The 13,420-nt window shown below is 37.9% G+C and carries 14 protein-coding genes; 10 read left to right on the top strand and 4 right to left on the bottom strand.

From position 1 onward, the window contains the following. Positions 1-31 precede the first annotated feature (31 nt). From MHI40_RS17420 to zupT, 4 genes are all read left to right on the top strand, one after another. Positions 32-682 (top strand): uracil-DNA glycosylase, encoded by a 651-nt coding sequence (locus tag MHI40_RS17420; RefSeq protein WP_340763731.1) that lies wholly within the window; start codon positions 32-34, stop codon positions 680-682. A gap of 91 nt (positions 683-773) precedes the next feature. Then, on the top strand, positions 774-1,130 hold the full coding sequence (locus MHI40_RS17415) for a hypothetical protein (protein WP_340763728.1): 357 nt from the start codon (positions 774-776) through the stop codon (positions 1,128-1,130). Between the two features lie 34 nt (positions 1,131-1,164). Further along, positions 1,165-1,497, top strand: a complete 333-nt coding sequence (locus MHI40_RS17410) for an antibiotic biosynthesis monooxygenase family protein (RefSeq protein ID WP_093537509.1) — start codon at positions 1,165-1,167, stop codon at positions 1,495-1,497. A gap of 284 nt (positions 1,498-1,781) precedes the next feature. Beyond that, on the top strand, positions 1,782-2,591 hold the full coding sequence (gene zupT / locus MHI40_RS17405) for a zinc transporter ZupT (RefSeq protein ID WP_093537510.1): 810 nt from the start codon (positions 1,782-1,784) through the stop codon (positions 2,589-2,591). A 406-nt stretch (positions 2,592-2,997) separates the two neighbouring features. Here zupT and thrB read toward each other — a convergent pair whose 3' ends face one another. Continuing rightward, entirely contained in the window at positions 2,998-3,909 is a 912-nt protein-coding gene (thrB, locus tag MHI40_RS17400) for a homoserine kinase (protein ID WP_340763724.1), read from the bottom strand. Continuing rightward, positions 3,909-4,967, bottom strand: coding sequence for a threonine synthase (thrC, locus tag MHI40_RS17395; RefSeq protein WP_093537512.1), 1,059 nt, complete (start codon positions 4,965-4,967; stop codon positions 3,909-3,911). The genes thrB and thrC overlap by 1 nt, the downstream gene beginning before the upstream one ends. A 180-nt stretch (positions 4,968-5,147) precedes the next feature. Here thrC and MHI40_RS17390 point away from each other — a divergent pair, with 180 nt between their 5' ends. The 4 genes from MHI40_RS17390 to MHI40_RS17375 all read left to right on the top strand — a co-directional run bounded on the left by MHI40_RS17390 (position 5,148) and on the right by MHI40_RS17375 (position 8,954). Further along, positions 5,148-6,350, top strand: a complete 1,203-nt coding sequence (locus MHI40_RS17390; RefSeq protein ID WP_093537513.1) for an MFS transporter — start codon at positions 5,148-5,150, stop codon at positions 6,348-6,350. Between the two features lie 95 nt (positions 6,351-6,445). Then, positions 6,446-6,976: a DNA topology modulation protein gene (locus MHI40_RS17385; RefSeq protein ID WP_340763721.1), complete on the top strand. Its 531-nt coding sequence runs from the start codon at positions 6,446-6,448 to the stop codon at positions 6,974-6,976. Between the two features lie 105 nt (positions 6,977-7,081). Next, positions 7,082-8,353 carry an acetyl-CoA hydrolase/transferase family protein gene (locus MHI40_RS17380; RefSeq protein ID WP_340763719.1) on the top strand — a complete coding sequence of 424 codons (1,272 nt, stop codon included), beginning with the start codon at positions 7,082-7,084 and terminating at the stop codon, positions 8,351-8,353. A gap of 1 nt (position 8,354) precedes the next feature. Then, positions 8,355-8,954, top strand: coding sequence for a DNA-3-methyladenine glycosylase (locus tag MHI40_RS17375; protein ID WP_340764577.1), 600 nt, complete (start codon positions 8,355-8,357; stop codon positions 8,952-8,954). Positions 8,955-9,540: 586 nt separating this feature from the next. On the opposite strand, the gene MHI40_RS17370 is transcribed toward MHI40_RS17375, so the two are convergent. Together MHI40_RS17370 and hmpA are read right to left on the bottom strand one after the other, a co-directional pair. Then, positions 9,541-10,338, bottom strand: coding sequence for a GNAT family N-acetyltransferase (locus MHI40_RS17370; RefSeq protein WP_340763717.1), 798 nt, complete (start codon positions 10,336-10,338; stop codon positions 9,541-9,543). A 150-nt stretch (positions 10,339-10,488) separates the two neighbouring features. After that, positions 10,489-11,676 carry an NO-inducible flavohemoprotein gene (gene hmpA, locus MHI40_RS17365; RefSeq protein WP_093537517.1) on the bottom strand — a complete coding sequence of 396 codons (1,188 nt, stop codon included), beginning with the start codon at positions 11,674-11,676 and terminating at the stop codon, positions 10,489-10,491. Positions 11,677-11,830: 154 nt separating this feature from the next. Here hmpA and MHI40_RS17360 point away from each other — a divergent pair, with 154 nt between their 5' ends. After that, the gene (locus MHI40_RS17360; RefSeq protein ID WP_340764575.1) at positions 11,831-12,280 is read left to right on the top strand and encodes an RrF2 family transcriptional regulator; all 450 of its coding nucleotides are present in this window, start codon (positions 11,831-11,833) and stop codon (positions 12,278-12,280) included. Between the two features lie 38 nt (positions 12,281-12,318). After that, a complete protein-coding gene (locus tag MHI40_RS17355) occupies positions 12,319-13,248 on the top strand; it encodes a manganese-dependent inorganic pyrophosphatase (protein WP_340763714.1) in 930 nt (309 codons plus the stop codon). Positions 13,249-13,420 lie beyond the last annotated feature (172 nt).

Here is a 13,420-nt window from a genome sequence, read left to right as displayed (position 1 = left end):
TGGAAAGGTTTTTTCTAAAGGAGTGGGGTATATGTTTGAAATACCACAGGAGCTTATTAAACTTGGAATCAATCGGATAGAGGGTTTTCCTGTAGAAGGGTTTGTTAAAGGGAAGGGACCTAAAAAACCAAGTATCTTACTTATAGGCGAAGCTCCTGGAGAGAATGAGGCTATAAAAGGAGTTCCATTTATCGGTAGAGCAGGTGACGAACTCAACAAGTCATTAGAAAGTATTGGATTGACCAGAGAAGACGTATATATGACTAGTGCAGTTCGTAGCCGGCCATATGTATGGAGAGATAAGAAGACTCGTAATGGTGAGTTAATACAAAAAAAGTATAATCGCCCACCAACCCAATTAGAAATAGTGGCACATGCACCCATATTAGATTATGAACTAAAAAATATTGTCCCTAATATTATTGTTACGTTAGGGAATGTAGGTTTACAGCGTTTGTTAGGAAAAGAGGCAAAGGTTTCCAAGTTACATGGAGAACTGCTTCATCGACCAGTACGTCACTTAAAATCACTAGATTCTATTGAATTTGAATGGTCGGATGAAAGCTATATGATTATTCCTACCTACCACCCTGCCTCTGTGTTTTATAGACCTTCCAACCGCGATTTTCTTGAGCAAGATTGGATTAATATTGGGAATTATTTAACGAATAGAAAGTATTGATTGTATTTGAATTGAGTTAATTGATTGACTCGATGTATACGTTTGTATACAATATATATAAGTATACAAACGTATACAAAGGGGGCTTTGTATGAGAAGTGAATCACATCCTCTAGGGAGACATGACCGAGACGAAAACCATCGGGAGGGTAGACGTAGAGGAAGACCATTACAAGCAGAAGACAAAGAAAAAAGACATGGTGCGAAAACGTTCCGACGTGGGAGAGCGTTAGCGTTTTATGATATGATGAATATGAAATCAAACGCTTTAAAGAAGCAATTAGAAACTCCTGAATTACAATCGATTAATCCGATTATAGTTGGTGAATTGAAGGCAGTAGAAACTCTTATGGAAGAGTTTGCACAGTTATTTGAACTATATGAAGTAGAAGAACCCACAACTCAAGACACAATTAATGAAGAAAAACCAATTGATACACAAAATTAAAAACAATCGCTAAGATAAAAATGGGGGAATAGAAATGTTAGTACAAATTCGTAAATGGACAGTGACAGAAGGAAATGCTGATAAGATTCTTGAACGTTTTAAGAAGAAACCAGATCAAGGTCCATCATTGATTGAACAACGTGAAGGATTCATCGGGCGTGAGTTATTAGTTAAGAATGTTCGTCGAGGTGAAGAAGAAGTAGTAATGATTGTTCGTTGGGAATCAGAAGAGGCTTGGAAAGCATGGGAAAAGAGTCCTGAGCATATTGCCGGACATAAAAAGAAAATAAAAGAGCATGGTGGAAAACCACCACAGCCTGAATTTGTAATTGCTATGGAACATGGTAGTTATACTGTTGTGGAATAGAATATAATAACAAAAGTAGTCATATTATGATAAAAAAATTAGCATTGGATTAAGTGGTATACACTTCTTCCAATGCTTTTTTGTTTAATAACATCACTTATAGGTTAAACCACTGTTGCTTAGGGAAGAAATAAATAACGAAGTGATGTCTCCATAATTAGTAATAAATTTGTAGAATTCGTAAAAATAAAAAAATTATATTTTCACTAGTTGAAAAGAGTTGCGCAAAGGAAACATTTTGCGTATAATAAATGAAAATCGATAAATAGAAAGAAGTTGGGTCAATGGATGGAAATGTAGCGTTTGCTTTATTACTTACATTATTTGCTGGTCTGGCAACTGGTATTGGTAGTCTACTTTCATTATTGACATCTCGCACAAATACTAAATTTTTATCCGTTGCACTAGGTTTCTCAGCAGGTGTCATGATTTATGTATCCTTGGTAGAAATTTTTGTGAAAGCTAAGGACTCTCTCGTTGCTGAACTTGGAGAGACAAATGGGTATTGGATGACATTAGTTGGTTTTTTCGGTGGGATGTTCGTAATTGCGGTAATTGACCGATTAATACCTAGTCTTGGTAACCCACATGAAGTTAAAAGTGTAGAAGATATGGATGTCAAAATCAGTAATGCTGAGCAGACAAAACTCATGAAAATGGGTGTTTTTACAGCACTTGCAATAGGGATTCATAATTTTCCAGAGGGAATTGCAACCTTTGCATCTGCTCTACAAGATCCCAATTTAGGGATTGCAATTGCCGTTGCCGTAGCTATTCACAATATACCGGAAGGAATTGCTGTAGCAGTTCCTATATATTATGCAACTGGTAGTCGTAAGAAAGCTTTCAAGTTATCTTTCTTGTCTGGCTTAGCGGAACCGGTTGGAGCGTTCGTAGCTTATTTAATACTGATGCCCTATTTAAATGGAGTCATGTTTGGAGTAATATTTGCCGGAGTAGCGGGGATTATGGTCTTTATTTCTTTAGATGAGTTATTGCCAGCAGCGAAAAAATATGATGAAACCCATTCATCTATTTATGGACTCGTTGCAGGAATGGCAGTAATGGCCTTAAGTCTTGTTCTCCTAGCTTAATAAAAGCTCAATCATAAAAAGGCAGTGTAACCTTCAAACGAAGTTGCACTGCCTCAGACTATAGACAAACTTAATTTTATAGAGTTGAATATTAAACTCGGCAATGCCCACCACTTCTCTTTCCATGGGCTTGGCTTCAGCCTCCTCGTCACTACGTTCCTGCGGGGTCTTCAGCTCAAGCTATTCCCATAGGAGTCTTCGTGGTGGACCTTGCCTTATAAACAGTTCCAACAGAGTATGCAATATATTCCGTTTTCAGTAAATAAATCCCTTGTGGATATTTATTACTATTCATAGCCATTTATAAAAATACCTTTGTCGTCAAACTGAGGCAGTGTAACCTTCAAACGAAGTTGCACTGCCTTTTATAATGGAATGTATAACTTCTGACTAGTGAAAGTTTCCTTTAGTGGGCATTCTCTGTATCTTTAATCGTAACGACAATACCTGTGCGATTCATAGGTACTTCAACGAGATTAAAATCAGGGAATTGACCTTTTAACTTAGAGATGAAATCCTGTTCTGTTCCTTTTTCCACTAACGAGAGCAGGGTAGGTCCTGCACCACTGATACAAGTTCCATAAGCACCCGCTTGTTTAGCTGCTATTTTTATCTCTTTGCTCTGTGGAATCATATCAAGTCGGTAAGGCTCGTGAAACAAATCTTGTTCCATATAAGTTCCAACCTGTTCAAAAGCTGACGATAGGAAAGCGGCAGTTAATAAGTTTGCGATTGCACTTGCTTGTGCTGCTTCTTGACGTGAATAAGAATCCGGTAAAACTTGTCTCGCCATTGTTGTTTTTAATTCGAAGTTGGGTATAAATAACACAAATGAGGCCTCGATGTGATTTGCATGAAATACATTTATCTCCCCGTTTGCTGCATTAGAAGAGATGGTAAAACCTCCATAAATGGAAGCTGCTGCATTGTCAGGATGTCCTTCCATTAGTGTTGCAACTTTTAGTTTATCCTGTGCAGTTAGATGTAATTCCATAATTTGATTGGCTAACTCAATACCAGCAACAATGGCTGAAGCACTGCTCCCCATTCCTCTTGCTAGTGGAATTTCACTCTTCACTCTCACTGTGCATGGAGGGAGGGAAAAACCATGTAACTCGGCCGTTTTTTCGGCTGCGTGGACAATTAAGTGATCTAGTGGGTTTGGAACATCCGGAAGATTACCGGATAAGTTAATGATTTTCCAATCAAATCCTAATTCGACTTCCAGTTCTAAATATTTGTCTAGGGCGATACCGATGGAGTCAAAGCCTGGTCCAAGGTTCGCTGTACTTGCTGGTATTGAAATACACCAAACCATTAGACTAGCACCTCCTCTATAAATGCGCTAAGAGCTGAAGCATTACTTTCAAGTTTATGGGGCTCAGCAACTTTAACATCAATTGCAGTTTGTGGATCCTTTAAGCCATTGCCAGTTAATACTGCAACTACTGTACTTCCTGCTGCTATTTTTCCTTCTTTTACGGAACGTAGTAGTCCAGCTATTGAAGCGCATGAGCCAGGCTCTGCGAAGATGCCTTCTCTGCTTGCGATTAGTTTATAGGCTTCGATAATTTCATCATCGGTTACAGCTTCGATGACACCATTAGACTCATCGCGGGCAGCTTCAGCACCTTTCCAACTTGCTGGATTACCGATACGAATTGCAGTAGCAATTGTTTCAGGGAATTCGATAGGTTTTCCTTGTACAATAGCAGCAGAGCCCTCTGCCTCAAATCCAAAAATTTGAGGTAAACCTGTTTGTTTTTTGTCGTTATATTCTTTGAAACCTTTCCAGTAAGCCGTAATATTACCGGCATTTCCTACTGGTATTGCTAGATAGTCTGGAGCTATTCCTAACACATCGCAAATTTCAAAGGCAGCAGTCTTTTGTCCTTCAATACGATATGGGTTAACTGAGTTCACTAGTGTAATAGGAGAGGTTTCGCTAATGGCGCGTACCATATCGAGTGCTACATCGAAGTTTCCTTCTATTTGAATAACCTCTGCTCCGTACATATATGCTTGAGCTAATTTTCCTGCAGCTACTTTTCCTTCGGGTATAACAATAACTGCACGCATTCCAGCACGAGCCGCATAAGCAGCAGCCGCGGCTGACGTATTTCCTGTAGAAGCACAAATAACTGCTTTGCTTCCTTCTTCTTTTGCTTTTGCAACTGCAAAAACCATACCTCTATCTTTAAAAGATCCAGTAGGGTTTGCTCCTTCTACTTTCACATATACTTCGACGCCTAATTCTTTTGAAATATTTTCTAGTTTAATGAGAGGAGTATTACCCTCCAGCAAAGTCAATTTAGGGGTATTTTCTGTTACTGGTAAAAACTCCTTATATTCTTCGATTAGTCCTTGCCAAGCCATGATGTATTCCACCTCTCTGTTCTCCTTGAACAAACATATGTATTCGTATAAAGGACATTTTACTCTAATAAAGTGGAAAAAACAAGGTAAAATTTATATTGTAACTTTGGTATTGGATGCGTATACTAAACAGGTAAACTAAAAACTTTACAGGTGTAAAGACAGGAGTGAAAAAGTAGCATGAAAGAACAAAAAAAGATATCAAAAAATAAATTACTCGGGATAGCAGGACTTGCATGGATGTTCGATGCAATGGACGTTGGGATTCTTTCATTTGTAATTGCAGCCTTAGCGATAGATTGGAATTTATCACCAGAGCAAATGGGATGGATTGGTAGTGTCAACTCTATTGGAATGGCAGTAGGGGCTCTTGTTTTTGGAGTTTTTGCAGACAAAGTAGGACGTAAGAAAATATTTATGATTACATTACTGTTGTTTTCTATTGCAAGTGGATTGTCCGCACTAACAACAACACTTGCGGCATTTTTAATTTTAAGATTCTTTGTAGGAATGGGTCTCGGTGGAGAGCTACCGGTAGCGTCAACATTAGTATCTGAAAGTGTGGAAGCAAAAGAACGAGGAAAAGTAGTTGTTCTTTTAGAAAGCTTTTGGGCCGCAGGATGGATTATTTCCGCAATCATTGCCTATTTTATTATTCCTGATTACGGTTGGAGAATTGCTTTAATAATTACTGCGTTACCTGCATTTTATGCAATTTACTTACGTTTAAAATTACCCGATTCGCCTAAATATACAGAGAAAAAGTCCGAAACTAGAACGATTATGCAAAATATGAGTGAGGTTTGGTCAAAGAAATATGCGAAGCGAACGTTAATGTTATGGATAGTATGGTTTACAGTTGTATTTTCCTACTATGGAATGTTCCTATGGTTACCAAGTGTAATGGTCATTAAAGGATTTACACTTATTAAAAGCTTTGAATATGTATTGATCATGACGATAGCTCAATTACCGGGTTATTTCTCAGCAGCTTGGTTAATAGAGAAGGCAGGACGTAAATTTGTATTAATTACATATTTATTGGGAACTGCGGCAAGTGCATTCGTCTTTGGTTCTGCGGAGACAACAACGCTATTGATGGTTTCAGGAATTCTTCTATCATTCTTTAACCTTGGTGCATGGGGAGCCTTATATGCATATTCTCCAGAGCAATATCCAACTGTCATTCGAGCTACTGGTTCTGGTATGGCTGCCTCTGTTGGACGTATTGGAGGCATTTTAGGACCTCTATTAGTTGGGACTCTAGTTATGAGAGGCTATGAAATTGGCTACATCTTCACTATTTTCTGTATTGCGATTGTAATCGGAGTATTGGCGGTACTGTTCCTAGGCACAGAAACAAAACAAATAGAATTAGAGTAGAAAACAAAACCTGTTCCTCCTTGGGAGCAGGTTTTGTTTTGCCTAAGGGTGAAAACATAGTAAAATGAAGAATGGCTATACAAGGGGGGCAGAGGATGTATCAATTAAAACATAAACGCATACTCATCATCGGTTCAAGCGGTGCTGGTAAGTCTACATTGTCCAAACGATTATCTAAACAATGGGGTTTGCCTTTAATACATCTCGATACCCTTTTTTGGAATGAGGGTTGGGTCCCTACACCAAAGCCAGAATTTCGTGGAAAAATTCAAGAAGAGTTAAAAAAAGATAAATGGATTATAGATGGAAATTTTGATTCGACATTAGAGTTGCGGGCTTCCTATGCAGATTTAATAGTCTTTTTGGATTTCTCTAGAGTATTATGCACGTACAGAGTCTTGAAGAGAGCATGGATCTATCGGGGTAAAACAAGACCGGATATGGCTGTGGGCTGTAATGAAAAAATGGATATGGAATTTGCAAAATGGGTATGGCGTTTTCCACAGGATGTACGTCCGCATACCCTCGACATATTAAGGAACGTCAAAAATACAGATATATGCATTTTAAGAAATCCTAAAGAAGTAGAAGGATTTCTTATGACTGCACCAAGGAGTAAATCGTGAAAAACGCTGGACGGATAATTATTTGTAGAAGTTTATCCACAGGTCGCAGATTTTATGATTTCTAAGTGCATAAAAAAATATCGAATACCATAGGAGTATGCCAATATGAATAACAAACTACTAACAGCACAACAAGTAATTGATTTGATTCCACATAATGCAGATATTATTCTTCCACTAACGAACGGGGAACCACATAAATTACTGGACATTTTAGAATATCGAGCACATCAATTAACGAATGTAAAAATACATCAACTGCTTGCATTGCAATCTAGAAAGTATATGAATGGTGCGTTTCCTGGGCAACTACACCATGTCTCTTACTTCTTAAGTGGGGCAACAAGAAAACAGTTTTACCAAGGTTTAGTAGACTTAGTGCCAAATCATTTTCATGAAATGCCTCGTATATTAAAAAGCTCCACAAATCTCTCCATGATTATGGCTGTTGCTTCACCAATGGACGAATTTGGTTACTTTTCACTTGGAACACAAGCAGATATCGTAAGTGAGTTTATCGGTACAGTACCATTTATATTAGAGGTAAACCAGCATATGCCTCGTACTTTTGGCCAAAACCAAATACACATTAGCCAAATAGCAGGATTTGTTGAAAATGATCGTCCTTTATTCGAGGATGTTGCTGTTCCTATTGGTGAGAAAGACATGAAAATTGCTGAGTATGTGACGGAATCGATTAAAAATGGAGACACGCTCCAAATAGGTATTGGCTCAATTCCCAATGCAGTAGTAAGCTTGTTAAAAAATCATCGTCATTTAGGAGTTCATACAGAAATGTTCGTCGATGGCATTGTTGATTTAGTACAAGCTGGTGCTATAGATGGTACACAAAAGTTTACGAATAAAGGGAAGATTATTGCAACATTTGCTCATGGCTCAAAGAAAATGTATGACTTCCTAAACAATAATCCTTCGGTAGAGTTTTTACCTGTCAGTATTGTGAATGACCCAAGAGAAATTGCTAAAGAAGAGCGAATTGTTTCGATTAATGCCACTACCGAAGTTGACCTATTCGGGCAATGTGCTTCCGAAACAGTAGCTGGAAAGTACTATTCATCTACTGGTGGGCAAGCTGACTTTGCTCGTGGTGTTCGATTTGCTAAAGAAGGAAAAGGCTTTGTTTGTATGACTTCTACAGCAAAAAATGATGAAATTTCTCGTATAAAACTAAGTCTTAGTCCAGGTTCAGTTGTTACGACTTCTAAAAATGATGTCGATATGATTGTTACGGAGTACGGGGTAGCTAAAATGTTTGGAAAACCAATTTCAGAACGTGCGAAACAACTTATCTCGATAGCACACCCGAAATTTAGAGAAGAGTTAACATTTGAAGCAAAACAAAATGGTTATATTTAATATGGAGCCAATTGATGTAAGTTTTTTTCAACAACCGACTCTAGAGCTTGCCCGCCAATTATTAGGCAACTATATTGTTCATGAGCATCCAAGTGGATTAATAATTGGTAAAATTGTAGAAACGGAAGCGTATATGGGACCAGATGATCGAGCCGCGCATAGTTTTGGAAATAGAAGAACGAAGCGTACAGAGATTATGTTTGGTGAGCCAGGTTTAATATACAGTTATCAAATGCACACCCATACCCTGATCAATGTTGTCTCGGCACCTCCAGATATTCCTAATGCGATATTAATCCGTGCTGTGGAACCAGTAGAGGGCTTAGAATTGATGAAGGAATTCCGTAATGATCTTCCAATGAAGCAGTGGACGAACGGCCCCGGAAAGCTAACAAAAGCCATGGGTATAACCATGGAACATTATGGTTCCCATTGGACTGAGAAGCCTTTGTATATAGCAGAGGGTGAGCCAGTAACCGCTGTATCAACGGGTCCGAGAATAGGCATCGAAAACAGCGGAGAGGCTGTACATTACCCCTATAGATTTTGGGAAACAGATAATCCATTCGTATCAAAAACAAGAAAACCAGTGAAGACCTGAAATTAGGTCCTCACTGGTTTTGTTGAAAAATAAGAATTTAATAAAAAGGTAACGTGAACATTGAGTTCATGAGACTTAAAAGAATGAATAATACTATTGATTTCCGTTACATGTGGACGCTTTCTGCGGGGTCTCGACTTTCTCGCTTATCCCGCTGGAGACGCCACATTTCACTACAATCAACTAAGTGAGTAGTACTCCACTATAAGATTTGGCATAGCCTCTCGCTTAGATGAAAAAAGTAGTCAAAGTTAATAGAAGGATAAAACCTTCTGCCCGGCTAGGAATACTATTTTATAATGAAAGAAGAAAATAAATCTTCATTTTTCAGAGTCCATTTTATTATTACTTTTTTTAAGATAAAACAAGTATTCTTAGGTGGTTTTATATCCAATTATTCGTGTATATAAAGTGGACGTAGTTGATTGGAGCGCAGAGCGGCGACTCCAGTGGGAACAGCGCGAGCTGAAGACCCTGGACTGAGCATAAGCGAAGGAAGCGGCTGAAGCCGTGCCCACGGAAAGCGTCCGCTCGCAGCGAAAATCAACGGCATATCTATGTTTCTTAAGTAACTTAGTTCATTTCCTTAAATCTGTTTCCCCATGTAATATTCATCAACGAATTGGTCATTTATAACCAATGCGTTTTTTCGAGTGCCCTCTAATTCAAACCCCAGTTTCTTATACAGCTTTTGAGCATTCGTGTTTTCTTTAATAACTGTAAGTTCTAGCTTAGAAATACCAGATCCCTTTGCCCATTTCTCTCCTTGAAGCATGAGTGAAGAAGCAATTCCTTTCTTAGAGAAGGCCTGTTTGACCCCGATAACTACGGAAGCTCGGTGGACAGCACGGGGAGCAGGACCTCCGATAAACTGTACATAACCAGCATATTGGCCGTTCATAATTGCTAAAAGTAAAATGGAATTTGGTGAAGTTTTCCAAGTGTTCATGCTTTTACGGATACTTTGAACTGTTAATTGTCTATCTGCTTTTCCAAATAGCATAAAATCAGTCTCGGTAAAGATAGTTTCTTGTAAGTTAATGAAAGGGCGAGCATCCTCTAAATCAGCTTCCCGAATTATAAGGATATCCTGACTATCATCATCAGAATTCCGTTCATTGGACTCATGTAAAATACTTTGGAAATGAATGGCTTTTCCAAGATCCACGTTTTTTACAGAATACCCAGATTCGGTCCATGCAAAATAATGAAGTGCAGGGGGCTTTGTTTTTTTCCACCAGCTACTACTTAAATAGGCGGCATTCGGCAGAACATGACCAATAATTGCTTCAATTTCAACATATGTTAATGTAATTTCTTGGGTAGTCGATTGTTTAAAAAAGGCTGCCAATGGAATGTACTTGCTCTCGGAATTTTTGGGCATTGAACATGTTCACTCATTTCTTCTGAATTAGGAATATATCCTAATTATAACATTATTGTTGATAACTTCACATCTCTCGCAATGTATAATTATTCCATTATAAAAAAGTGTCACTTCATATAGAAGTGACACTTTTTTGAGATTATTTTATTAAGCGTTTGCCAGCTCTAATTGTATGGCAGGTCCAAAGAATTCATAATGAATTCTTTCATTTGGAACTCCTAATTCCAATAAGTAGTTGATCATAGCTTCCATAAATCCTGTTGGACCACAAACGTAAACGTCACCATCTGCAATAGTATGTTCTTTAAGCACGTCTTTCGTGATAAAACCATCGCCACTTTCAGAGTAAAGTGTTACATATTTTGCATCATCCATATTTTCCGTTAAAGAACGGATATCTTGGTCAAATGGATGCAAGTTCTCATTGCGGGCACTATAGATAAAGGATACAGGACGGCTCTGGTTGTTTTTTGCAACCGTCTCAAACATACTCATCATTGGTGTGATTCCAACCCCACCACTTACAAAAGTAACTGGTGTTGTTTGTGATGGATCTAAAACGAAATCTCCCGCTGGAGCGGTAAGCTCTACTTTATCGCCAACTTTCACATTATTGTGAAGGTGAACCGATACTTTACCCTCTGGGTTATTTTCATCCTCTTTTTTTACAGAAATACGAAAAGATTCATTGTCCGCAGCTTTTGATAAACTATATTGTCTATTCATCAAGTATTTTTCACCAGGAATACTCACTCGAATCGTGATAAATTGACCAGGTTCATAAGATGGAACTGCTGAACCATCAGCAGGTTTTAAGTAGAAAGAAGTGATATTATCACTTTCTTTTACTCTTTCGGCAATAACGAAATCCTTGAAGAATCTCCAACCGCCTTGCTTGGATTCCGTAGCGGTATACATTTCTTCCTCAATACCGATAAATGCATCAGCGATTACTCCGTATGCCTCTGCCCAAGCATTGATAATATCATCGGTTGCTGCATCACCTAGTACTTCTTTAATAGCACCAAGAAGATGCTCACCAACGATTGGATAATGTTCAGGTTTGATACCTAAGCTTACATGTTTTTGACCAATTTGTTTTACTACAGGAATGATTGCAGCAAGATTATCAATATGAACAGCAGCAGCATAAACGGTATTAGCTAATGCAGTTTGCTGACGTCCTTTTGCTTGGTTAGCATGATTGAATATATTTAATAATTCTGGATGAGCTTCAAACATATTTTTGTAGAAAGCGGTGGTAATAGCGACACCATGTACTTCTAAAACGGGTGCTGTAGATTTTACAATATCAATTGTTTTTTGAGATAACATTCTAATCCACGTCCTTTTCTTTGTTTATATCCACAATATACTCCTGTAATTTTTTAAAAGCAATATTTAAAATACATCTTTAATAAATCAGACACATTTATACCACAATGTTGTCAAAATCGTTATAATGATATGGAAGAATGGCGGTGGCAATATGAGAATGACTATGTATACAGATTTCTCACTTCGCGTGTTAATATACCTTGGAGCACAGGAAAAGGATAAACTCTCTACAATACAAGCTATATCAGATGCATATGGTATTTCTAAAAACCATTTGATGAAAGTGACCCATGAACTTGGAAAGCTTGGATATATACATACTGTTAGAGGTAGAGGTGGCGGCATCCGTTTAGCGATGGAACCGGAGGATATTAATATAGGACAAGTCGTAAGGCATACAGAGGACGATTTTCATCTCGTCGAATGCTTTGATTGTCAAACGAATAGTTGTGTTATAACCCCAGTTTGTGGGCTACGGGCAACCCTTCGCTTAGCGCTGAATGCTTATTTAAAGGTGTTAGACGAATATACGCTTCAAGATTATCTGCATCAAAAGCATAAACTAGCAGATTTACTTTTCAATGACACCCAAGATGTATGATAAAATATAATCGGAAATAGATTTTAGGAGGATTATTCATGACAAAGGTACTCGTTTTTGGTCATCAAAACCCAGATACAGACACAATTACATCAGCAATCGTTTATGCACACTTAAAAAATCAGATTGGTATGGAAGCAGAGGCGGTTCGTTTAGGTGATATAAATAATGAAACGAAGTTTGCTTTAGAAAAATTTGGCTTCGACTCACCTAGACTTATAGAAAACGTATCGACAGAAGCAAAAAAGGTCATTTTAGTTGATCATAACGAAAAACAACAAAGTGCAGAGGGTATAGAAGAGGTTCAAATAACAGAAGTAATCGATCATCACCGTATCGCAAACTTTGAAACAGCTGACCCACTATATTATCGTGCTGAGCCAGTAGGCTGTACAGCAACAATTATCAATAAAATATATAAAGAAAAAGGCATAGAAGTGCCTGCAAATATTGCAGGATTAATGCTTTCTGCCATTGTCTCAGACACATTATTATTCAAATCACCTACTTGCACAGAGGAAGATATAGTAGCTGCAAGAGAGTTGGAAAAAATTGCTGGAGTCAATGTAGAAGAGTACGGACTTGCAATGTTAAAAGCAGGGGCAGATTTAAGTGACAAGAGCTTAGAAGACCTGCTTACACTAGATGCTAAAGAGTTTGGAATGGGCGAATCGAAAGTAATCATTGCACAAGTAAATGCTGTAGACGTCAATGATGTAATGGATCGTCAAGTTGAACTAGAAGAGTTAATCACACGTGAAATCCAAGAAAAAGAATTAGATTTATTCTTCTTTGTTGTAACGGACATCCTAAATAACGATTCTGTAGCATTAGCTCTAGGAAAATTAGCGTTAAAAGCAGAAGCGGCATTCAATGTACCATTTGTAAATAATACCGCCCTTCTAAAAGGTGTAGTATCCCGTAAAAAACAAGTAGTACCGGCTCTTACAGAAGCTTTAGCTGAATAAAAATTGCTAAAAAACGATGCATTTAATTTGCATCGTTTTTTCTATTACAGGTAATTTCACCTCAAGTATCCCCTCCCGTTTAAAGGGATTTATTTGCGGTTATATATTGGTTGTTAGTTTAGTGGAATATTTGAGATAACTGCTCGTTTATTTTCTTAATTTAGTCCACACA

It is taken from the genome of Psychrobacillus sp. FSL H8-0510 (assembly GCF_038008345.1).
GTDB lineage: Bacteria > Bacillota > Bacilli > Bacillales_A > Planococcaceae > Psychrobacillus > Psychrobacillus psychrotolerans.
This window is presented reverse-complemented; position numbering and strand designations above follow the sequence as displayed.

Coding starts and splice junctions, on each gene's coding strand:
- MHI40_RS17420 (WP_340763731.1), top strand. CDS start 32: ATGTTTGAAATACCACAGGAGCTTATTAAACTTGGAATCAATCGGATA.
- MHI40_RS17415 (WP_340763728.1), top strand. CDS start 774: ATGAGAAGTGAATCACATCCTCTAGGGAGACATGACCGAGACGAAAAC.
- MHI40_RS17410 (WP_093537509.1), top strand. CDS start 1,165: ATGTTAGTACAAATTCGTAAATGGACAGTGACAGAAGGAAATGCTGAT.
- zupT (WP_093537510.1), top strand. CDS start 1,782: ATGGATGGAAATGTAGCGTTTGCTTTATTACTTACATTATTTGCTGGT.
- thrB (WP_340763724.1), bottom strand. CDS start 3,909: ATGGTTTGGTGTATTTCAATACCAGCAAGTACAGCGAACCTTGGACCA.
- thrC (WP_093537512.1), bottom strand. CDS start 4,967: ATGGCTTGGCAAGGACTAATCGAAGAATATAAGGAGTTTTTACCAGTA.
- MHI40_RS17390 (WP_093537513.1), top strand. CDS start 5,148: ATGAAAGAACAAAAAAAGATATCAAAAAATAAATTACTCGGGATAGCA.
- MHI40_RS17385 (WP_340763721.1), top strand. CDS start 6,446: ATGTATCAATTAAAACATAAACGCATACTCATCATCGGTTCAAGCGGT.
- MHI40_RS17380 (WP_340763719.1), top strand. CDS start 7,082: ATGAATAACAAACTACTAACAGCACAACAAGTAATTGATTTGATTCCA.
- MHI40_RS17375 (WP_340764577.1), top strand. CDS start 8,355: ATGGAGCCAATTGATGTAAGTTTTTTTCAACAACCGACTCTAGAGCTT.
- MHI40_RS17370 (WP_340763717.1), bottom strand. CDS start 10,338: ATGCCCAAAAATTCCGAGAGCAAGTACATTCCATTGGCAGCCTTTTTT.
- hmpA (WP_093537517.1), bottom strand. CDS start 11,676: ATGTTATCTCAAAAAACAATTGATATTGTAAAATCTACAGCACCCGTT.
- MHI40_RS17360 (WP_340764575.1), top strand. CDS start 11,831: ATGAGAATGACTATGTATACAGATTTCTCACTTCGCGTGTTAATATAC.
- MHI40_RS17355 (WP_340763714.1), top strand. CDS start 12,319: ATGACAAAGGTACTCGTTTTTGGTCATCAAAACCCAGATACAGACACA.